The organism is Mycoavidus sp. B2-EB (assembly GCF_014218255.1).
In the GTDB taxonomy this organism is placed as follows: domain Bacteria; phylum Pseudomonadota; class Gammaproteobacteria; order Burkholderiales; family Burkholderiaceae; genus Mycoavidus.
Genome location: NZ_AP021872.1, coordinates 846,628 through 869,024, shown reverse-complemented (window position 1 = coordinate 869,024; position 22,397 = coordinate 846,628). Strand labels below are relative to the sequence as shown.

At 46.7% G+C, this 22,397-nt stretch carries 11 protein-coding genes and 1 pseudogene; 4 read left to right on the top strand and 8 right to left on the bottom strand.

Annotated features, from left to right (window positions below):
- Positions 1–3: 3 nt before the first annotated feature.
- The 5 genes from MPB2EB_RS03925 to apbC form a co-directional block, all read right to left on the bottom strand.
- Positions 4–1,752, bottom strand: coding sequence for an asparagine synthase C-terminal domain-containing protein (locus tag MPB2EB_RS03925; RefSeq protein WP_185182539.1), 1,749 nt, complete (start codon positions 1,750–1,752; stop codon positions 4–6).
- Positions 1,676–2,485, bottom strand: a complete 810-nt coding sequence (locus tag MPB2EB_RS03920) for a lasso peptide biosynthesis B2 protein (RefSeq protein ID WP_232534486.1) — start codon at positions 2,483–2,485, stop codon at positions 1,676–1,678. Before MPB2EB_RS03920 ends, MPB2EB_RS03925 begins: the two co-directional genes overlap by 77 nt.
- Positions 2,486–2,595: 110 nt before the next feature.
- Entirely contained in the window at positions 2,596–2,730 is a 135-nt protein-coding gene (locus tag MPB2EB_RS08500; protein ID WP_232534485.1) for a burhizin family lasso peptide, read from the bottom strand.
- A gap of 749 nt (positions 2,731–3,479) precedes the next feature.
- Entirely contained in the window at positions 3,480–4,013 is a 534-nt protein-coding gene (locus tag MPB2EB_RS03915) for a superoxide dismutase family protein (protein ID WP_185182537.1), read from the bottom strand.
- Between the two features lie 122 nt (positions 4,014–4,135).
- Positions 4,136–5,224 (bottom strand): iron-sulfur cluster carrier protein ApbC, encoded by a 1,089-nt coding sequence (gene apbC / locus MPB2EB_RS03910; RefSeq protein ID WP_185182536.1) that lies wholly within the window; start codon positions 5,222–5,224, stop codon positions 4,136–4,138.
- Positions 5,225–5,600: 376 nt separating this feature from the next.
- Between apbC and MPB2EB_RS03905 the strand changes: the two genes are divergently transcribed.
- On the top strand, positions 5,601–6,260 hold the full coding sequence (locus MPB2EB_RS03905) for an OmpA family protein (protein WP_185182647.1): 660 nt from the start codon (positions 5,601–5,603) through the stop codon (positions 6,258–6,260).
- Positions 6,261–6,430: 170 nt separating this feature from the next.
- On the opposite strand, the gene MPB2EB_RS03900 is transcribed toward MPB2EB_RS03905, so the two are convergent.
- Complete coding sequence (locus MPB2EB_RS03900) at positions 6,431–11,749, bottom strand: NACHT domain-containing protein (protein ID WP_185182535.1); 5,319 nt, start codon at positions 11,747–11,749, stop codon at positions 6,431–6,433.
- 509 nt (positions 11,750–12,258) lie between these two features.
- Between MPB2EB_RS03900 and MPB2EB_RS03895 the strand changes: the two genes are divergently transcribed.
- The 3 genes and pseudogenes from MPB2EB_RS03895 to metG all read left to right on the top strand — a co-directional run.
- Positions 12,259–13,740, top strand: coding sequence for a hypothetical protein (locus MPB2EB_RS03895; protein ID WP_185182534.1), 1,482 nt, complete (start codon positions 12,259–12,261; stop codon positions 13,738–13,740).
- A 322-nt stretch (positions 13,741–14,062) separates the two neighbouring features.
- Positions 14,063–15,520 carry a hypothetical protein gene (locus MPB2EB_RS03890; protein ID WP_185182533.1) on the top strand — a complete coding sequence of 486 codons (1,458 nt, stop codon included), beginning with the start codon at positions 14,063–14,065 and terminating at the stop codon, positions 15,518–15,520.
- Positions 15,521–15,668: 148 nt separating this feature from the next.
- Positions 15,669–17,336 (top strand): annotated as a pseudogene (gene metG, locus MPB2EB_RS03885) (methionine--tRNA ligase); the annotation flags it as partial.
- 4 nt (positions 17,337–17,340) lie between these two features.
- On the opposite strand, the gene MPB2EB_RS03880 reads toward metG, so the two are convergent.
- Both MPB2EB_RS03880 and MPB2EB_RS03875 read right to left on the bottom strand, forming a co-directional pair.
- Positions 17,341–20,604 (bottom strand): translocation/assembly module TamB domain-containing protein, encoded by a 3,264-nt coding sequence (locus tag MPB2EB_RS03880; RefSeq protein ID WP_185182531.1) that lies wholly within the window; start codon positions 20,602–20,604, stop codon positions 17,341–17,343.
- Entirely contained in the window at positions 20,604–22,346 is a 1,743-nt protein-coding gene (locus tag MPB2EB_RS03875; protein ID WP_185182646.1) for an autotransporter assembly complex family protein, read from the bottom strand. The genes MPB2EB_RS03880 and MPB2EB_RS03875 overlap by 1 nt, the downstream gene beginning before the upstream one ends.
- Positions 22,347–22,397 lie beyond the last annotated feature (51 nt).

Here is a 22,397-nt window from a genome sequence, read left to right as displayed (position 1 = left end):
GGGCTATTGCCATCCTTGAATAAAGAGTTCTGCTGCATAAAGATGAAGAATATCCATGAAATATTCACTACGGCCTTTGCAACTTTCCTGGATTGCCGCATGAGTTTTAATCGGGTCGATATACCCTTGCCTGACCAGAAAACCTTCGAGACAGTGCGCCATCACATGTTCCTTATGTTGGCGTATGCCGAGCAAATCAATGCCAGAGGTTTCTCCTTTGTTGCGCCGCCAAAGATGCGCATAGCCGGTTGCCTCGGAGACAGATTGCCGCACGATAATTCGATTATGAGGACCGTCAAAATGCCGATAGCTGGGTATCGACAGCGCAAATTCGACCATTGGCTGACACAGAAAGGGATAATGTGTCCCCTTTTTGAATGGATGTGCCGGCGTTCTTACATCATCTAGCGACAAATAGGCGAGAAATAATTGGTATAGCTTGCCAGGCAGGCGAATCTTCGTCTTTTGCATAAACGGGTGCAAATGGGACCGGCCATCCAATGGCTTGAGTTCAGCCGCCTTAGACATTAACCCGAAGGTGCCGCTCACCCCCTCAGAAGGATCAGCCGAAAATGCCGCCTTGATGGCCTGCCCCGCAATATGGAGCAGCGATGCTCTGCGAATTAACGCTAAATTAAGCGCAATCCGATACAGCTGTTGCCAGCGCAGCGTAAGCATTGCATCCGCCAGCACGCCAAAAGGTGGGGGGGCAAGAAATAACGAATCCCCGCCATGCCCACTAATCAGAACACTGTTTTCACGCTCCTCGAGCCGGCTCGCAAAATGCTGATTAAATGCGAGCAAGCAATATCGGATATGCGGCTTTGCAACTCGCGGGAGATGTTTAACCGGTGCGAACGACAAAACGTCCGTGTCGATTTCACCAAGCTGAGCTCCCACGCTTTGGGCGACGCGACGAGCATGTTCAAGCTCGTTAGACGACCCGACCTCTGAATTGTAATAATGAGCACAAGCAATCTGCTGCTGAGCAGGCGCGATCGCGCGTAGCGCCAGTAAAACCGAACTCGACTCCAGGCCACCTGAAAGTTCTAATACCGGCCGTTCATGATTTTCCAGCTGCAGGCTGAGATAGTTTTTCAAGATCTCATACGGATTTTGAACGACTAAGCTATCCTTAGCGTTCACCAGCGGATCCCAAACCGGCAACATTTCTGGCTTATGTCCATGCGTATAGGAAATAGCGCATCCTGGTGGCAGCTCTGAGATATTATCAAATGGCATCTCGCCACTTTGAACTGAACCCGTGCGCAGCCAAGTGCCAAAAAACGAGGTATTCCATCCAGGGCGCTCGCCTATATCTTTGAGCGCCTGATGCAGACATGTTATGGTGTCTGAAAACAATAGCCCGTGGCACTCAGACCACGACCAATAGATGGCCCACTGGTTACTCGGATCGCAACTGCAAATGAATTTCTTGGCTACTTTATCAAAGCAGACAAATAAATACCGCCCCCAAAATTTAGCGGTTAACAAAGACGGGCCTTCTAAAGCAATCTCACGCAAGTCATTCTGATTCATTTCAGTATTGTCTTGCTTTGAAAATGCCTGTCCATAAAAGCCATAGAAATACGCTTCGCTCTCTTGATACAAAGCGCATGGACTATGACGTTCGTCTGCCTCCTGCCATAACGCACCGGCTAGCTGGCCGCTTTTATCATGCGTTAAAACCCAGTCCCGGTTTGGCGTTAAAAGCTCCTGTGCTGTAGGATAAACGATGCCGAGCACGGTCATAAGGGAGTTCCAAAAGCGGAGTTGGAAATTCAAGGATGACGGACAGCTCTTCTCTTCTCAAAGTACTGTCGCCAATGATCGCATGGTCGGTTTCTGACCATGCATGCGCATAAAATGGAAAAGATTGCACCCCGATAATCAGCTTCGATGCCAGGCCAGCACGCGCACACACGAGCGTTAGTGCGGCAGACCATTCCAAACATTTAGTGGGTTTTGGATAAAATAAACAAGCCCAATTGAGCGCGTTCACAAAAGGCGTATATTCTTCAGTTTGACCAAAACGCAACTCATTTTGCCCAATCGCTTGAGAGCACCGTTTCAAAACTCCAGTGAGTCCCTGCTTTGCAGCTGACTTGTGCGCCGCTCTTAGGTCAAGCAGCGCTCTTGCGATCCAGCGCCAAGCCGGCCTATGCTCAAAAGCATTATCCGCCAGCTTCCACCCGTTAGCAGACATCCCGCCCATTTGAGGGGAAGGACTGACTGAATTTAGCTTGGGATCAACTACAGAAAACGTTTGCGCGGTGACTAAATCGGCATCAACTAATTTCTGCAAAATGCCGGTATTGGAGGCAATCTTCGCTTCAAAAAAAGCTGAATCAAGGCCAAGGTAAGGAGCAACTGCGGCTGACTGCCCATGAGATAAAACCACATACCGGTCACGGATCATGTCGAGCACAATAATTTGCCCTGAAAAGCAAGCTCCAAAAATATTGGGCATCAAATGATGAGGCATCTAATTCTTTTTTTATCTCGTTGTCTTCCCCAAACGCCAGACACAAACTCTTGCTCTACTCTTAAGTGCCTGGTCTGGCGTCACCCTACGTCGTCATAAACCGATGATCCTTATAGGAATCGGCCAACACCCGCCTCTCTATATTGCCCTGAGCCACCCATGGTTGCTTCGGAAGCACAAAACTCGCTCAGAGTTTCGTCTTGCAATTGGGTTTCTTGTGTTTTGGTTTCTTTACTATTGGTCATGACTTCTTCCTTATTCTGATAATGAAAAGTAAGCCGCCCCCTACTGCAGACGGATGACAGTAAACTACACACGGATGGAACTCAAAAACGAAGATTCCCTCTAAATTCCATCGCGCGTTTTCCAACTATAGAAGGCAAGAGAAATTATGCAAGAAAATTTTTGAACTTTTTTAGTCAAGCCAGCGAACTCCGCTCCAGCAAAGAGGGTATTTTTAATTATAAATTTTAGCCGCGTAGCGCTATCACATCCATCCACCAGAATTGGCCCCCTCTCAAATCTGGCTTAATAAAAAACTCACAAAATTTTCTTGACTAATTATTCTACGCTACTATATTTGCAAGACGCACGTAGGGGATCTAGCTGGGCGAGTCAGCTTATGATTCCATCCGTGTTTAGTAGTAGTTTGCGTCCTAGCGTCGAGAAAAATTCGTGATGGCACGTGTTTCTAGCTTGTTGAGTGTTACACAGCAGCTAGAGTTGAATCGTCTTAAAATTCACAAAAGCATTAATATGAATCAACAACTCAATCCTTCCTTCGACAAAGCAGTTCCTCTAGGTGCGGCAGACGTGGAATGAAAAAGCCGCTCGGTAGTGGCGTCAACAGCGATTTAAAATTGATACAGTTTTTCATCAATCCTACCTCACTGACGGAACAGTTGGTCTCTCTACTGCTTATTGGCAGGCGAGACAATCCTTTACGCAGCCTCGCGTCGCACCATCGCGAAGTTCACGGATAGCAACGAATGGTTTATCTCCGAATCACGCCACACGCAAGCCGTGATTTTTCTACCGAAGTATCCTCATAGTGCAATACAACCACCGAGCGGCCAACCACTGAACGAATGCCGTCTAAGGTGAGTTCAGTGACCACCACAAAACCCGTTGCGCCACCATTTGCATCGGCTTTAATATTGGGCATATTGCCTGCTGGGCGCGCGTTACTCAAAGCGCTGCTCCCACTCAAACGACTCGGGTCAAACACCTGGCCGCTATCACGCGCGCTAAACGCATTGCAGTGACCCCGTTCATAAATTCGAAAAGAATAATCACTGTTTGGCGGCAACCCCACAAGATTGTAGGTCACTTGCATACCATCGACCCGTTCAATAAAATTCACCGTACCACGCGCACTACTTCCTAGCGTTGGCAGCAGCACCGCATGCGCGCGTTTTTCATGCGGCCTGAATAAGGTCGAACACCCAGCATTGAGCGCACTGAAAACGCTTACGATCAGAAACACACACAAAACTGGGGAAATGATTTTGCCCAGTGGTTTTCTCATACAGTCCTCTGATACTTAATTTAAATAAAATATTGTCTTGCTTAAAAAAGCTCAGCGCCTTGCGCAAACCATATCATAACGCGTTCAAAGCCAAAGATGCGGGCCGCGCAGGCGGTGAAACATTAGGTTTTTTGCACCACAATATCTGGAAACTTTGAACTCATATCGCGTGCTTTACGGGCCACGGCAAGCGCAACTTTGCACGCGATTTCGTGGTAAATCTGCGCATTATGGCTGTGCGGCTCCGCCACTACAGTGGGACAACCCGCATCAGTCCGCTCACGAATGCTCATATCAAGCGGCAAGCTGCCCAACAGCTCAACCCCGAATTGTTTGCACATTCGTTCTGCACCACCTGCGCCAAAGATAGATTCTGCATGCCCGCAATTAGAACAAATATGCGTACTCATATTCTCCACAATGCCAAGAATCGGGATCTGCACTTTCTCGAACATTTTGAGCCCCCGCTTAGCGTCAAGTAACGCCATATCTTGCGGTGTCGTAACGATCACGGCCCCCGTTACAGGCACTCGCTGCGCTAACGTCAATTGAATATCGCCAGTGCCTGGGGGCATATCGATAATTAAATAATCCAGTTCACGCCAGTTGGTTTGCCTGAGCAACTGATCAAAGGCAGAGGTGACCATCGGGCCACGCCAAACCATTGGGGTATCTGTTTCCACCAAAAAACCGATCGAATTCACTTGGATGCCGTATCGTTCAAGCGGCTCCATCGATTTTCCGTCTTTTGATTCAGGTTTGCCCTCAAGGCCAAGCATCATGGGCTGAGATGGACCATAAATATCCGCATCCAGCAAACCAACACTCGCCCCTTCAGCCGCCAATGCAAGCGCCAGGTTAACGGCGGTGGTGCTTTTGCCTACGCCCCCTTTGCCAGATGCCACCGCAATGATATTTTTTACATTAGGCAGTAATTTAATCCCCGGCTGCACTGCGCGCGCCACAATCTGCTGTGAAATCGTAACATCAACGCTCGTCACCCCGGGCACAGCGGCAAGCGCATGTGTAATGCGAGTGTGCAGTGCTTCAAACTGACTTTGCGCTGGATAGTCCAGCACCACATCCACGGTTACGCAACCGTTCTCAATCACGCTATGGCGTACGCTTTTTGTCGTAATTAAGTCTTCCCCCCGTTGCGGGTCAATGACCTGAGCCAATGCAGCTTGAATTTGAACGTTATCAATACTCATAAAATTTCCATTCGTTGATTGTAACGGCTGCGCACCGAGTAACTCGCATCAAACGAGGCAATGAAAATACGCAAGCGCGCTATCCTTTAAGCTGGCTAAAAGCGAGTAGAAACTATTGATCATAACGCGATATCTAAGCAAATTGAATGATTCAATTTTATACAAAGCATTCAGTTGATGCGCAATTCAGACAGTTCAGGAAGATAGCTTCAAAATATATTGCATAAACTCCCTTTTCTAGAACAATCTTAAATATATTCAAATTCAAGGAGAAGTCGATCGCCTCTGTTATAAAGCTTATTTTTGCAGTTCGTGTTGTGCCAATGGTTGCAACAAACCTTAGTCCCAAACTTAACTTTCGGAGTCTATGATGAAAATGAGCTCGAAAACACTCGCCCTACCGCTTGCTTCCTGTCTATTGGCGAGCACCCTTTTTGCAGGTTGCGCAGCGCCCCCTGGGCAACAAAACAACGCCGCGCTAGGTACCGGCATTGGCGCGGCTACCGGTGCTGGCGTGGGGGCGCTCATTGGCCACTCAGAAGGCGCGATGATTGGTGGCGCAATTGGCGCATTAGCGGGCGGGCTGACCGGTTACAATTGGACCGCAATTAAACAACGCTTAGCGGGCGCCACCCAAGGCACGGGTACACAAATCACTGAGCAGCAGGATGGGTCACTCAAAGTCAATATACCCAGCTCAGTCTCTTTTGCCACCAATAGCTATCAAATTCGCCCAACCTTCATGTCAGCTCTTGACGAGGTGGCGCGGACCCTAGTGCAAAATCCAGAGCTGGCGGCCCGCATCATTGGCCACACGGATAATACCGGTGCCGTACCTTACAACATGACGCTGTCACAAAGCCGCGCGCTAGCCGTGGCTAACTATCTCGTCAGTCGAGGCACCGCCTCTGGTCGGCTCTCATCTGAAGGACGCGGACAAACGCAACCGATTGCCGACAATCTTACGCCAACCGGTCGTGCCCAAAACCGACGCGTCGAAATTTTCCTCTACCCATTGCAAGCAAATCCGAAGTAGTCAAATTGCCAAAGCGCAAAAAAATAGCGAACTTAATTTACATTACTTTGTCTGATTCTGCGGCACCCAGAGAAGATGTACCTCTGGTGCCGCCTTCTTCTCTTGTTTTTTATAACGGGGCTTTACGCTCCGTTTTTTTCTCTCTAATTGAATTTGATTTAATTCGAACCTTAATGCAATTGCACAATGGCTCCTTTTTGGCGGAGCAAATTAGCATTATCTGGACTTAGGCCTCGCACGCCTTGAATCGACAGGCCATCTACAGATAATTTATTTTGATATGAAGTCCACCATAAATAGGATTTCCAACGGTCTTCTTCTTGTTCTAATTGGAAAATACGAATCGCGCGATCCGCTCCTCCCAGCGCGATTTTCATTGAGCCCGTACAAGATTCTAACCAAACAATTGAACTAATAAAATACCCAATGTCACCCTGAATCTTTACTTCACACTTGTGTGTGTCTGACGACCATAGCATGACCGTATTACTCTGCCCTCCAGAAGCCACCCATTTGCCATCTGGAGAGATAGATACACTGTGTACCGCACCTTTATGTCCTTCTAACATATAACGCTTCATTTCTGCGCCGTCAGGCTTCCATAGATTCACCACCCCATCATTCGTCCCAGATGCCATAAATTCACAGTCTGGTGCAATCGACACACTATGAACTGCTCGGTCATACTCCTCTCCAAGGCTCTCATTAAGAGTAAAGAACTCTGATAATTGATCACCTTCTAGCTGCCATACTTTCACTGTTTGATCATAGCTTCCTGAGGCTATCAATTTACCTTCCAGCGAGCTCGCGCTTGATAAACTCGAAACTAGATCGCTATGTCCGCTGATCATTTGAAGCGGCAGCTCTTCTCCTTCTGCTAACGCTTTCAGCCTCATCACGACTATATCTTTTCCATATGCGGCCAACCATCTATTATTTGAAAAAATGGACACCGCCTGCGTACTATGACGATATCCATTAAGGGTGCGCTGCAACACCATTCCTGAGCTTTTCTCTCGCTTCCAAACTTTCAGCGCGCCAGCTTCATCCCCAGAGATTAGCCACTGACCATCTGATGAGAGGGATATATTCGATACTATTTCTTGATGTCCTTCGAGCGTCTGCTCCAACGCCACCTCTTTATCTCCTACTCTCCACAGCTTCACCGTCTTATCGTAACTCGCAGAGGCAAGCCATCTCCCTTCGGGCGAAAATGACATATACAACACCCCCGCACTATGTCCCTTAAATTTTGGTTGCGAAAAAACCTCTGGATTTCCCAACGGCCATAATTTCACCATACCATCCATAGCCCCAGAAACTAACTCCGTCCCCTCCGGAGAAATACAGACACTTGATACCGCGCCATTGTGCCCATCTAACCTTTGATAAGATGAGATTTTTGAGGTTTCTAAATTCCAAAGCGCCACTCCGCCACTCAAGCCTCCAGCTACCGCCCATTTACTATCTGAAGAAAAAGCAACAGATAGCGCCATATCATCACTTCCTTCAAGGGTCTGAGATAATATTGCTCCTGCTTTTGTGAGACTCCATAACTTCACCGTCTCGTCAGCGCTCCCAGACACGATAGTTGCTCCGTCCGACGAAAAACATACACTGCAGACAGTATCGCTATGCCCTCCATGAGATTTCTCAAGCGTCTGAAACAACGAGGCTTGCCCTTCTTCTAACGCCCACAATTTTATTGTGTTATCCCTACTCCCTGACACTAGCCATTTTCCATCTGGCGAGATAGACACACTATGTACATCCCCGCTATGCCCATTGAGAGTATGATGCAAGCTAAGAGTACCGTCGTCTTGCACTTTCCATAATTTGATGGTGTTGTCACCACTGCCTGAAACCAACCACCGATTATTGGGCGAAAATGCAATGCTATAGACTTCACCCTCATGATTTATCAATTCTTTCAACAGCTTACTTGAATTAACATCCCATAAACTTATACGCTGACCACTATCCCCTGCCACCAGCCATTTGCCATTTGGCGAGAAAACGACACTGTAGTACCTTTGAGCATTGGGATTTTGCAGAAGATGCTTAAGCTTGCGCGTTTTTGCTTCATACACTTGAATATGGTAACCCGCGCCTTTACCCCCATAAGCACCCATAGCTAACCACTGACCATCCAATGAATAACTACAAGCATGGACCTCTGTTCCTATTTCTAACGCTGGCGCTTCTCCAAATTCAGCCCCTGATAACGTTGCATTACGCATATTCGCCCCACGTAACCATGCGCCACGCAACGTTACTTCGCTTAGATTCGCTCTTTCAAACTGAGCACCATCAAATACACCGTAGCTCAAATCAGCTCCAGGCACTTTAATCCCATTAAAATCCGAGCGATTAAATTGCATTCCTGCTTTGACTAAAATAGTCAGCGCATTTGCTGCGCCCATTTCAAAACCTTCATTTAATTTCGAATACTCCACGTAACTCAACAAGCTCTTTTCCAAGAGGGGTACTTGCTTGACGCGTTCAACCAAAAATTCCAGCGCGGTAGGCTCTTTCACTAAATTGAGTCGATTCAATAATGCGTTTTGACGCACTGGCCCCTGCGCTTGGCCTAGCTCTTTCCACACTGCGCTAGCCACCAAATAATCTTGAAATGATTTATGCAGAAAACGGTATTGGTTACCTTCACGAATTAGAGGAGCATTAAGGTACAAAAGCCGTATTTTTTCATCACCTGCATATTCCGGTAGCGCGTCTAAAGTAACCGCTGCTGTCCGCTTTTTATACATAGCTATGGCTAATTCTTGACTAAACTCTATCCCTAATTGAGTAAATCCTCGCTTAACTAAAAATTTATACGCATCCTCTTCGCTTAATGTGAGTTGAATAGACTTAAGGCGCTCTTCTGAACGGGCGAACCAATTAGTCAAAAATTGTTCATATAATGCAAGCTGAGTCAAACCGTTTTGACTCAAAGTAGCCTCTCCCACACTAGATGCAGACAAAACATCTAGTACCATTTTCAGCAGAAAAGGCGTTCTTGCTAACATCCTTAAATCAAACGTTTCAAACGCTTTCTCGTAATTGATAGCAGACGAAGTGGCTGAATTGATATAAGCCTTGTAGTTACTTATATATAGCTTGCGCTCTTTATCAGAGAATGGGGCTAACTGATAAACTTGCAGTAGCCGAGGTTGGCCCAATGGACAAAATTGACGTTCATAGCCGGGGTTTAAATATTCAGGCCGGCTACTCACAATAACTTTGGCTTTCCATTCATTGAGCCGGTTATCCGCATAGAACCGACCGTCACGTTGCGCGATCTCATCATACCCATCCAAAATAAAAATAAAGCGCCGCGTTGTACGCAACGTTTCAATCTGCTGTTTTGAGAATCCTTGTTCTTGCAAAAAGGAGGCAATCAGGTTTTTGGTGGGTTCTCTAAGGGTTGAGAGAGAGATAAATAGGGGGATCGGCGTCTCATCAGACTCAGATGAATCACGGTACTGATGCCACAAGCGTTGTGCTAAATGACGATTAAATGTCGATTTTCCAGAGCCGGCTTTGCCTAGTAAAAGCAGGACTCGTTTTTCTGACTTAAGAAATGCATCCGTTTTTTCATCTAGATCGAAAGATTCCGATGTATTGGCCAGAGTCGTGCCTCGCAGTTTTACATAAAGCGCCCGAGCCTCTCGAATTTCATCTATAGCTTCTAAGTCGTTTAGATAGGTTTTTTTTAGCTCTTGAATATTTTTGCCCAATTCTGCAAACGGAACGATTTCACGTTGCCACAATGCGTCTTGTTTTTGCTTCAACAGCGCTTCCTTTAATAACTGAGTACCCTGAGCCGTCTGCCAGATAGAGGACCAAGCAGGCAGAATAATTCCAGACTGGCTTTTGCTTGTTTGCTTAGCCAGACGAACGATAGCAGCTTGAGCAATAAGTTGAACTGCCTGTTTTTCACTATCTAACAAGCTCTTCAAAAATCTAATTGCACCGCCTCGAACCTCTCCTGTCTGAGTATCGGCAATCTGTTCTAGGCGCTGGCATAAACCCAGCAAAAAATCTTTATTCTGGCAATCTGAGTGATTACAAACAAAATATTCGAATTTCGCCCATTGCTTAGCTTCTAGCAGTAAATCAGCAAACCGTAGCGCTAAATACCAAGTGTTCTGTCGCCCTCTCCATTTCTGGCCAAGGTCTTGCCATGAAGCCTTGAAAAATTGAAACGCCTCAATAAATTTAGCCGGCTCGATCTTGAGTTTAAGAGCGTTTATCACGCCCCCACTCAAAGAAGCAAGCCCACTTCCTATGTTAAAAGCATTCCGTAGCGCGGTTTGCCAAGTTTCTTCATTATTCGAAATATGCGCCAACGCTTGGCACACGTAACGAACCTGGTAGGCCAACTCTTGATCAATAGACTGCTCAAGTAAGTTTTCCAACGCGTTATTGAGAGGCTCTAACAAACGCTCACGATTGAGCTCAGTAAGGCCAGTTTGCACCATGGCATCTAGAACATATGAGAAAGCTTCTAGCAAAGCACGAAGTTGCACATAATTATTATTCTGATGGATTAAAACTAAGCGTTTCTTTAAAACATTTAATACATCCACCAAATCCCCTGCACTGACGCCTCGCATATCAAATAAGACCTTGGGACAGTTTCTGATCGCTGCAGCTAGCCCTTGCGTCACATCTAAATTTAATATGCTTTCGTCATTCAGCGTTACCACCATTTGGTTAATCAACTGACGATAAAACCGAGCATCGGGGATCGTTGCTAGCGGGACAATTTCGTGCACTTGCTCAAACATTTTAGTTTTTTTATGCGCAAAAATCTCTAAAACATCTTTGGCTAACGCGCTTAACTTCTTTTCCGATTCATTTGACAAATGCGTTTGTCGCAAACAGCGGGCCAAATATTGAGTATCGGGAATATCGGTTAATTCCACTTTATCTGTGAGTGGATGACTCAAAGCGAGCGCTGAGTTGTCATCTTTAAGGAAAAATGGATGGTTGTATGATATGGATAAACTAGAAAAGCTTGACTCTAAAGACATAAGGGCCAAGTTATGCATGACTTTAGATTGCTCGGAACCACCCATCTTCATCGGCAATTCTTTTTCAAACTTAGAGTGAGATGAAGAAGTGGATAAGGTTCTTAAATTGGCTAGTTTTTCGTTTGCCAAGTCAGGCACATATTTTTTTGCTTTTATATAACTTTCACGAGCTTTTTCTTCTAAATTAAGCAGACTTAAAACGTCGCCGCGCTCCACATAGGCCTCCCCCCAAAGTCTTTGAATGGTATCGGCTGTCAGCTCATTAGAAAGCTTAACTTTTTTAAAAGCCTCTTTAGCCTCGCTGAATAAAGCAACCGCTTGTTCCAGCTCATTCTTATTCTTGCAGCTACGACCTTGTTCCAAATAGATCTTGCCAAGTTCAAAATTTTTATCGATTGTTTTCTGACGAATAGAGTTTCCAGTAAATTTATTGTCGATTCTTGACAGCATAATATATCCCCGTTAACCTCAAAAAATCCAAATAATCAGTTTATTTATATTCTTAATTAATAACGCTAATAAAATTAGATTTATGCCTGAAATTATTTCTTATTTTATAATTTTCCTGCGCAACCAGGCATTTTCTTTGTCACTAACGTTTTATATAGTTTCACAAAGTATTTTTATACACGCTAATTATTTCACCAACATAAATATAGCGCCCATACCATACAAATTTCCACCCAATCCCCTGCCTATCCGCCTATCCGCCTATCCGCCTATCAACCGCAACCACATATTGCTGTAATAGGCTTACATAAGTGCTCAATGATGAGCTTTTTCTTTGATTTATCTCTGGAACACTAGCGAGCACACCAAATCCTTACTTCAATCCAGCCCTTCGCTTATCTGCACATCACTTCTTCAAACGGGGGCTAATTATTTAGTATTTTGCTAAATTTCTTTACAAAGCGTTAACAGCGAATAATCTTCTATAGCAAAGAAATTTTGGAGTTACTATGTTCAGTGCAGGTAAAACGAGAGGAGAGGTTGGCAGCTCTTCTACTTCTGAGCCAGATCAGCAGGGCCAATCATCGGCCCGCCGTCCCCCTTCCCCTACATTCGGAAGTTTTTCAGCAAATCTAGAAAAATTACCCGGAGATTTCAAACCGTCAGCTGGAGCCAGTAGTAACCAACCGAAAATATACAAGCAAAAATCTGAGAAATTTCAGGGTTTCTACAATGTATCGCCGAATTGCACAACCACAGCTACGCCTGGATCATCACTAGGCGATGAAGCATCGATAAACCAACAGCAGCAAGAAAGAAAAGACAGAGCAGACTCGGTAATCCACCTCGAAGATAGAGATAAGGGTACTTCAACAGCAACTTCCGGTCAATCCACGTTACGACCAAACAGTGGTGGAGGAGCTTCGACAACCCACACCGAACATGGAAGCTCGAGTACTTCAGCATCAACTTCCAGTCAACCCGCAAGTGGCCGACGAATGATTAATGAGAATGAATTAGATGAAGATACAGTTATAGACGAAAGTGCTCGAAAAAAAGACCTTAAATTACGTCAGTCAATCGCCCATCAAATATACGCAAATCTTCAAAAGAATCCAGGAATCTATATGGAAAATTCCCTGATATTTGATAATTTAGACTGTTTCGAGGTTGATGAACTACAAAATATACTCGAAATTACACGCCCACAAAACTACAGCAGGCAAAATGCCCGTAGATCTTCAGGACCAGCACAATCTAACGAAAGCGACGAAGGATCTGAAATATCGTTTTCGCCATCTGAACCTGACCTAGATAGAATGCGTGCAAGACACATAAACCTAACGGCTCCCGCAGCTCCTGAAATAAACCGTCGTCTACTCAGTGAGATAAAAGAAATTGTTAAGAACAACCCAAGAATCGGAAATGAGCACAAAGAACTGTTCGGAAATTTAGATAAGTTGGCAAATGAAACTGAGCTGCTACAAAGCATATATGCAGACTTAACTAAACCTAGCAGACCATTTACGCCCTCTCCACCACCAAGAAACCAAGCATTCGTACCGTCACGCTCTATTGGTAATGGGCCAAGCAATAACCATCAGCCGCTCCAAAATTTTGCGACGAGCTATCAACCTCTGCCAGCCCAAGGCTATGCAGCGCCGCCCCATCAATTCTATCCGCCACGTCCGTACCATTACAACCCACCCCAGATTTATATTCAGCACATACCTTACCCTCTAGTCCAACCAAGAGGTTTTTTTGACAGTGTCATGGATTTCTTTAACCCTTACGGGGCGGTATTTAGTGCTTTGCAGGATCAACATGCGATGCAAATGCAGCAACATGCAATATATGCAGCACAAATGGAGCAGATAAAATACCAATATTTAGCACATTCTTGGCAACAGCCTTATGGCCAGAATCCTGCTTATCAACCCAATGTAATGCATCAACCGACCGGTAATTTCCAGGCTGGGCGGGCTTATTAAAGCCAGTATAGCTTGATTAATGGATGAATCACCAAGCACAGTCTATTACCCAAAATAGACTGGCGAGATGCAATCAAATTTATGCCCGCTTGCTGCCATAACCGCAGCAAGCAATTTGGATAAAATAATGGAAGCTTCAGCCATTACAGGCATATTTGATTGCCTCTAAACTTCGCTTTTCTATACGCAATTTACCAAAGATTAAGAATTTTATTTCTAATTTAATTAAATTATATTAAATTGAGTGCGATGTAATTTATTAAAGTCTTAATTTTGTAACTGATCGCAAAAAATCTGCTGCGCGATTATTCTGGAGCTACATATGGTATCCATTAATAGAGATATAGGATCTACTAGAACCTCTTCTAATCACTCGGCAAATCGCCCATCAGGCACAACGCAAACAAAAGATACCAGAAATTTCACCTCTGGAAATCATGCGCTTCACTCTTTAACACAAAATAAACCTCTGAGTTATAGCAAAAGTAAAGGTGCTCATTCTGTTAAAGGAAGCAATAGATTTTCACCTACAGAGGCTAGCTCAAACAAAAAAATAGATGGAACTGCCTCTGCAGTAGAGAGAAATGATGCTGAGCCGGACGATTTCGGCTTATCATGGTTATTTGCAGAGTCTGACTCAATGTCCTCTCATCAATCATCGGACAGGGTGGATTCACCTCACCCAATGGCTAATCATCTAAGCCATATTGGCAATATAGCTAAAACGAGTGCATCAGACCAGGCGAGCCCAAAACATCAAGAGAGTCAACAAATTCTAGACAGTGCAAAAGAATACCTTGATGCTCATCCAGAGATACGCTCACCGATGATTGATACATTAATGGCATCTTTAGCTGAGAATATTTCCAAAGGGCCACAACATGCTGAAGAAACCCATACTTTAGCCATGCAGACAAAAGATGCGATTCGAGAAAGTACCAGCAGTGAATTAGTAGATAAAATGAACAAAGCGGGTTTAAAAAATATTAAATCATTTTTAGATCAACATCCGGAGCTGCATGAAAACCCAGATAAATTAATTAGTTCTTTAACACAAAAAATTTACGGCGGCCATGAAGACCCCAAAAAAATCAATGATGCATTTCGTTTAGAGGCGATTAAAATCAATGAAAACAAAGATAAAAAAAATAAAATCAATATTAATAAAAGCAAGGATCTATTAAATAAACTAGAGCCTTTTTTCAAAGAACATGAGAAAGACATCAGCGCTGAAGATCAGACATCGTTAAAAAAAATATCTACTATTCTTAATAATGATTCCGAAAATGATCTAGAATATGGTGAAGTTAAAGAAATTCTTTCAAATCTGAAAGTGCTTTTTCTCTCTCATATTAAGCCAACAACCTCAAGTGCTCAAAACCAGAAAAATAAAGAAGTCTCTCCTATCAACCACTTAGCATCAGATACCCAATTAAAACCACCTACTCAACGCCCAATAACGCTGAACAATACCTCTCGGCCAGTACTGCAATCTAACGTTTCTCGTCCACCTGCAGCGCAGCCTGCTAAACACCCGCCGCTTCAGCACTCTGCATCAACTCCCGCATTTCCTACTTATCAATTCCAACCTTATCAGCAGCCGTTATTTTTCCAAGAAATGCTACAGAGTGTACCGTTTCTAAACGTGCTACTTAACTCTTACATGCAATTCATGCAGGAAATTATTTCAACTCAAATGAACTTACTCAACTACCAATATCAAGCGAGCTTTGCACAACCGTCTTATGCGCAAACGCCTCATGCTGCGCGCACGGCTTAGTCATCCCTATTCTGAAATCAGTCTAACGACCCTATACTTCCTTTCTATTGACTAAGGGCATGCCGAATTAGATAACAAAGCAATTTAAATCGCGCTCGATACCTTCGGGCTTTGCTAAAATCTATGCTTTGCCTGATTGAACGCCACTATGCCCATTCGCCGCATTCTTGTCACTTCCGCGCTCCCCTATGCCAATGGCCAAATCCATATTGGTCACTTGGTTGAATATATGCAAACCGATATTTGGGCTCGAACCTTGCGGATGCACAGCCATCAGGTGTACTACGTAGGGGCGGATGATACGCACGGCACCCCTGTCATGCTGCGGGCAGAAAAAGAAGGCCTCACGCCACAAGCCTTAATCAAGCGCGTCTGGGCTGAACACAAACGGGACTTCGATGACTTTGGCATTTCTTTTGATCATTATGATTCAACCGATTCCGCTGACAACCAGCAGCTTTGCGAGCAAGTTTATCTGGCACTGGCAAAGGCAGACTTAATCGATACCCGCGAGATCGAGCAAGCGTATGATCCAGTCCGCGCAATGTTTTTGCCAGACCGTTTTATTAAAGGCACATGCCCTAAATGCCAGGCGCCAGATCAATATGGCGATGCATGCGAAATATGCGGCTCAACCTATCAGCCTACAGAACTGGTTGACCCTTATTCAGTGATTTCTGGCGCGATGCCGATCAGAAAAATTTCAACTCACTATTTTTTCCGTCTTTCTGATACCCGTTGCGAAAATTTTTTGCGCCAATGGGTAGCACAGCTGGCGCAGCCTGAAGCGCGTAATAAGATGAGCGAATGGTTAGGCGCTGAGGCTAAAGATAGCCAGACGACGCAGCTCGCGGATTGGGATATTTCACGTGATGCTCCCTACTTCGGCTTTGAGATTCCCAATGCGCCAGGAAAATATTTTTATGTATGGCTGGATGCGCCGCTTGGCTATTATGCGAGCTTTAAGCAGCTATGCGCTAAAGAAGGCTTAGATTTTGCAGATTGGGTTAAGCCCGATAGCACCGCAGAGCAGTACCATTTTATTGGCAAAGATATATTATATTTTCATACGTTGTTCTGGCCGGCAATGCTTAAGTTTTCCGGTTACCGGACCCCAACCAACGTCTTTGCGCATGGTTTTTTGACGGTGGATGGGCAGAAAATGTCAAAGTCGCGCGGCACTTTTATCACGGCCCATAGTTATATTCAAGCAGGACTAGATCCGGAGTGGCTGCGCTATTATTTTGCAGCTAAGCTCAATGGCTCACTCGAGGATATTGACCTCAATCTGGATGATTTTATCGCTCGGGTGAATAGCGATTTAATTGGTAAATATGTCAATATTGCCAGCCGCACGGCTGGTTTTCTAGCGAAGCACTTTAATAGTTGTGTGCTAGAGAGCGCCATGCATCATTCATTATTGACGCAGCTCCGCGCGGCGTTGCCAGAAATTGCAACACACTATGAAAACCGCGATAGCGCGCGTGCGCTGCGCCGCATCATGGAAGAAGCCAGTGCCATCAATCTTTATATCGATACCATGAAGCCCTGGAATCAGGCCAAAGATCCAACACAAAGCAGTGCTTTACATGAAACCTGCAGCGTTAGTTTAGAGGCGTTCCGCTTACTCACGCTCGCGCTAAAGCCGGTTTTGCCACAATTAGCGGCTCAAGTTGAAGCTTTTCTGGGCGTCGCGCCGCTGGCCTGGTCACACCATGCCACCCCGCTGAGCGCGCACCAGCCGCTTAGACCTTACCAGCATTTAATGACACGGGTTGAGGCCAAGCAAATTGATGCGCTCTTAGCGGCGAATCGTTGATTTAATCAAAGCGCCGGTTAAACAGTAAGTCAACGCCGTTGAGCGTACCGGTATGGGCGGTAATCGACCAACTGCGGGAAAATTGCCAAGTGGCTTTGAAAATGCTGGCGGCAGTCGTAAGGCCCTGTTCATAGCCTAAGATAAAGCGTTCATTCAGGGCTTTAGCCAAGTTCACCACCTGCGGATCAGTGAGCCCGGCCTCGCTTTCGCCTATGGAAAATTCGTCTAAACCAATGGTTTTGGCGATCTGCTTGCCGCCTACGCTGCCTAATAAAGCAAAAGCGGCCGCGGCGGTATTGACTTGCCCTAAATTCATACCGCCACTGCTACCATGCCCAAATAGCAGCCATGAAATTTTTTCATTGTCGGGTAAATTGGGTTCTGAGATTAAAAGCGCGTGAGGCATGCGTAAGGTGCCGCTGACCTGTACGCCGACTTCAACCTCTTGATTGCGCCGCATCGCAAGGACATTAATGCTTGGATTATTAAGCGGTCCATTAAAACCAAAATAACCATTTTCAATGGCTAGCTTGCGGCCAAAGGCTTCATAGGTTGAGCCTGGATCTACGCGTATATCGCCAACTGCATAAAGAGGTTTGTTAAATTCGCTTAACACGCTTAATTTACCACGCAGTTTTAAATCCGCCCCAGCACCATGAAAACGGAAATCACGGCCAAGGTCGAGATGGATTTTAGCGGCGGGTAAGAAACCACCGGGAGAGCACTGTTTGTCTGACGCGAGCACAGGCAGCACAGCTTGTGCAGGTTCATCATTAGCGCGCATGACGATTACGTCATCGCCGAGCTTGGGCGAAGGCGTAGCCGGTAAATCAAAGAGTGCATGATCGATTTTAAAATCGCCGTCGATCGCGAGTCCACCTGAGGCATCTCGATTAGCAAGCGTAGCCTGGCCAGAGAGCGAGAGCTGCTTGTCTGGGGTGGCAAAGAGCTCAAATTTATCCGCCACCAGCTTGGCCGATAAAATCGGATTCACATGATCCAAGGCAATCCCGCCAAGAATGCGCACGGTGCCTTCCACCCCATGAAATTCAACCTGCCGGAAATCCACCTGGTTTTCAGATAAGGCAATGCGGATAATCCCTCGCGATAGCGCGACCCCCTCATCAAGCAAATTCACGGCTAAGTCGTCGCCACTTAAGTGGCCCGAGACTTTCGGTTTGGCAAATTGTCCAGCGAGCGTCAGATCCATCGCTAAACGCCCTTCAAAGATATATTGCGGGCCAAGCAAAGCACTGATGGTTCTAAGCGCAGGCGCAGCCAACGCAATCCGTCCTGATAACGGCGCCTCAGGCGCAATCGACCATTGCCCCTGGTTTAAACTCAGGGTTGAGGCGAGCTCCGCATCTAATGCACCAAGTCGCGCAGCTTGAGCGCGCAAGTTGAGATGAATCTGACGCTGCCCCGATAAATCAATGCGCGCAGCGAGGGCATTGATACCAAGCGCCGTGAATCTTTGGCTCGTATTCAGTCGTATATCGCCAGTGCGCCGCGTCACTTGTAGATAGCCGGTGGCGGTGGTTTCCCCCAAAGAGAAATCCCAATCGCCATCCAGCACCAGGTCCGTTTTGAAGGTATGCAGGTTACCGGTTAATACCTGCTGAAGACGTAATAACTCAGCGCCCTCCACACCTTTGAGGGTTCCTGCCGAGCGCAAGATACCTGGCGCATAAATCAAGGTGCGTAACGCTAGCGTGGCTTGTTCAATCTGTAATTGCGTCGCCCCAAGGGTGACCCGGTTAGGTTCGACGCTAAGGTCAACGGGCGCGAGCAGGCGTAAAGCGGGCAATCCTGTGACTCTCGTGAGGTGCGAATTGCGGTTTTCAAGTTGGGTCAAGGTCCCCTGCCAGCGCATCTGCGCTGCAGTATTTTGCAATGCCCCGTGCGCCGCGAGATTCAGATCAAACGGATTTTTACCCACCTGGCCGATTGCCGCTGCAGTTAATTGATGGCGCGCGCGCGTGCCTATTACGCGCGCTTTTAGGGTTTGCAGCGCCAAGCCCGGCAGCATGATATTACGCCCATCGATTTCCCAAGCCAGAACGCTATGCGCTGCGGCGCCCCACTCAATTTGGCCCTTGGCTTGCGCTACACGGGTTTGGCCCAATACCAGCTTGGTGGCTTGATAATTTGCCACAATATTGGGCGCGGCAAGCTGCCCGCTTAAATGTCCGGTTGCCTTAAGTGCGCCACTTAAGCCCGCGTAAAATGCGTCGAGCCGCTTCAGATGAGGCGCGTCAAGCGTAAACTCAAGCTGATCGCCTACTTCCCCTAAACTCCCTTGTACCCGTATTTTATTGTCTGCTATCAAGAGCTGCGTAGCGCTTAGAACGACCCGTTTTGCGCCTAATTGTAGGTGACCTGAACCCGTGAGCGGCAGGCCTGCATAAACGCTATCCTGGATTTTAAATTTGACCTGCGTTACCGGGGTTGCAGATTGCGTTGCAAACGGTGGCATGATTTCAATCTGAGCATGGCCGGTGAGCTGAGTGCCTAACGCATCCAGCTCCACCACGATCTGCTCCAGCGCCCCCGATAACTTTAGATGCAATTGCTGAACCGGCAGCGCAGGCTTGGTGCGTGGCAGGCTTAAAAAATGAACCGCACCACTAAGCGCAAAAGGTTTTTGAGCACCCAGTTCAAGCGCTCCTTTAAGCTTGCCCAATGGCGTAGTAAGCTGTTCAACTATGAGCTGATGGGTCTGGCTATCGCTGCGCGCACGCAAGCTTAAAGCGCTTAGCTCAGTCACTGCGGCGTTTGCTGGGTCTTTTTGATGCGCTATGTTCGGCGTGCTATGCTGAGCCGGGTGCAAACGCAAACGGTTAATCCGCAGCGCTAGAATTTCAAATGGCAACGGCAGCGCTAAGGTTTGGGGCAAAGTTGCCAGGGGCAACGTTTCAGATGCCTTGGCAGCCGGCGCTAAGTACGCGTCTACTGTCCCGATCTGCAACTCATCTACTTTCAAGCGCCACGGTTTGCGCACCACACCCCACTGGCCATTGATTTGATCAATCTGAATTTGATGGCCTGAGGCATTCCATGCAACCTGTTGCAAGCGCAAGCCGGTCGCTAACGTGCCACCTTCCAAGACGCCGCTTAAGCGCCCGCCCGATAGCTGCAACGCTACGTGCCAGAGCACGCGCGTTCCGGGTTCAGTATGGCTGGCATATAAGAGTGCGCCAACCAGTAACCCAGCAATGGCCAATAGAATTTGCGTTAGCCAGCCAAGCACGCGCCACAATTTCATCAGAATGCGATTCCAAGCGTTAAATAGGGGCGAATTCTACGCTCCCGCAATCCATACCCCAAATCTAAATTTATTGGACCTACCAGACTACGCCAGCGCACCCCGATACCGACCCCTTGATAGAGGATTTTCTCTTGCCAGCGATCGGTTGCAGTACCCACGTCATAAAATAGGGCCGCCCCCCAATCCCGATTAAACCAATGCTGATATTCGCCGCTGCCAGTCGCCAAATATTTAGCGGGTAGAACCGAGCCATCTACTTCATGGCCAATACTTTGATAGCTGTAGCCGCGCACTGAATTAGCGCCCCCCGCGCGAAATAATAATGAAGCTGGAATGCCATCTGAGCCCCCCCCCGTCAAAACGCTGCCCAATTCTGCGCGCAATAAAATGACATCATTTTTTCCAAGTGGAAAATACTGACGTCCATGCATATAGAACCGGCCAAATGACTGCTCAGTCAGAATGCCTTTGACGGCAAACCCGGTTGCTAACGAAATAATATTACCTTGGCGCGCGAACATCGAATCATCGACATTGCGTCGCGTCCACGACCAACCTGGCACAAGCGCTCGACTCACCTCTGGCGCTTGCGCATTTTGCAGCAGCTGATCTTCGTAATACAGCAAAGACCATGCATAATCATAATCTTGCAGTGAGCGCGCGCGTTGCGCACCGAGCCGCAAGCTGCGGATATCCGTATCTTCGATATAAGTACGAGTGTGAGATCCTAAGATACTATTAATATAGGCTTTGCGATCAGGAGGCATCGATAAGCGCAATGCAGTGTTTTGCTGGCGCTGTTCAAACTGCCCTTGCGCACTCAAGATCCAACTACGGCCAAACATATTGTTATAGACATAGTGACCTTGCACTCGAGCGCCTGTATCCGATGAGTAGCCAATCCCCGAACGAATCGCATGAAATGGATATTCGCTGACTTTTACCTTGACTGGAACTTGGTTGGGCTGCTTTGCATCATTCGCCACATCGACTGTAACACTGGCAAAGTACGTGGTGTTTTGCACTTGCCTTTGCAACTCAAGCAACCGTTCCACGCTATAACGTTCGCCCGGTCGCAATGGATTCACATGGTGAATGATTTTTTCAGGATAACGTTTTAGGCCGCTAATTTCGATCGGCCCGATCGTAAAAGTTTGGCCACTCTCAAAAGTGGCCTCAAGTTGGGCGTGCTGCGTGCGGGGGTCAATCCGCGCTTGCGAGTGCGTAATTTGGGCCGCGGCATAGCGTTCTGCTTGCAACGCTTTGAGTGAAGCCGCTTTAGAATTTTCCCAAGCAGCTTGGCTAAATAGCTCGCCACGCCGCAAAGTCCAGCCGCGCCGCGCCGCTTTTCCACGCCCTGGATCTTCAGTTTGCATGGGACCCGTAAAATTGAGGGCAACGGATGAAACTGTCGTGTGCGGGCCTGGGTCAATGTTAATCGTCACCACATGTTTATCGGCAAATTCACTCACATCTGTAATCACCGCGGCACTAAAATATCCTTCTGTTTCAGCAAGTTCGCGCGCTTGCTGCGGCGCTGCGGCGACTAAAAATTCAAATTGCTCCTCACTAATATCTGTACGTTTTGCGAAACGCGCCAAATCCAAATGGGCTTTTAGCAATGCTTTGAGCTTGCGCGGTGCATTAATATCAACCGTATATTCCGCTTGCGCAGATTCCGGCGAAAAAATAAATATACTGGCTAGTCCAATGCAACAAAACCTGTGCCAAGCGCGCATGGGTTTGCTTAACGGGTGGTCGATTTCGCTCAAACTGGGTCCCAATAAAAT

What these genes read in the sequence shown, in the direction of transcription:
- MPB2EB_RS03880 (WP_185182531.1), bottom strand. Translation starts at nt 20,604, where the DNA reads ATGAAATTGTGGCGCGTGCTTGGCTGGCTAACGCAAATTCTATTGGCC.
- MPB2EB_RS03905 (WP_185182647.1), top strand. Translation starts at nt 5,601, where the DNA reads ATGAGCTCGAAAACACTCGCCCTACCGCTTGCTTCCTGTCTATTGGCG.
- MPB2EB_RS03875 (WP_185182646.1), bottom strand. Translation starts at nt 22,346, where the DNA reads ATGCGCGCTTGGCACAGGTTTTGTTGCATTGGACTAGCCAGTATATTT.
- MPB2EB_RS03920 (WP_232534486.1), bottom strand. Translation starts at nt 2,485, where the DNA reads ATGCCTCATCATTTGATGCCCAATATTTTTGGAGCTTGCTTTTCAGGG.
- MPB2EB_RS03895 (WP_185182534.1), top strand. Translation starts at nt 12,259, where the DNA reads ATGTTCAGTGCAGGTAAAACGAGAGGAGAGGTTGGCAGCTCTTCTACT.
- apbC (WP_185182536.1), bottom strand. Translation starts at nt 5,224, where the DNA reads ATGAGTATTGATAACGTTCAAATTCAAGCTGCATTGGCTCAGGTCATT.
- MPB2EB_RS03915 (WP_185182537.1), bottom strand. Translation starts at nt 4,013, where the DNA reads ATGAGAAAACCACTGGGCAAAATCATTTCCCCAGTTTTGTGTGTGTTT.
- MPB2EB_RS03890 (WP_185182533.1), top strand. Translation starts at nt 14,063, where the DNA reads ATGGTATCCATTAATAGAGATATAGGATCTACTAGAACCTCTTCTAAT.
- MPB2EB_RS03900 (WP_185182535.1), bottom strand. Translation starts at nt 11,749, where the DNA reads ATGCTGTCAAGAATCGACAATAAATTTACTGGAAACTCTATTCGTCAG.
- MPB2EB_RS03925 (WP_185182539.1), bottom strand. Translation starts at nt 1,752, where the DNA reads ATGACCGTGCTCGGCATCGTTTATCCTACAGCACAGGAGCTTTTAACG.
- MPB2EB_RS08500 (WP_232534485.1), bottom strand. Translation starts at nt 2,730, where the DNA reads ATGACCAATAGTAAAGAAACCAAAACACAAGAAACCCAATTGCAAGAC.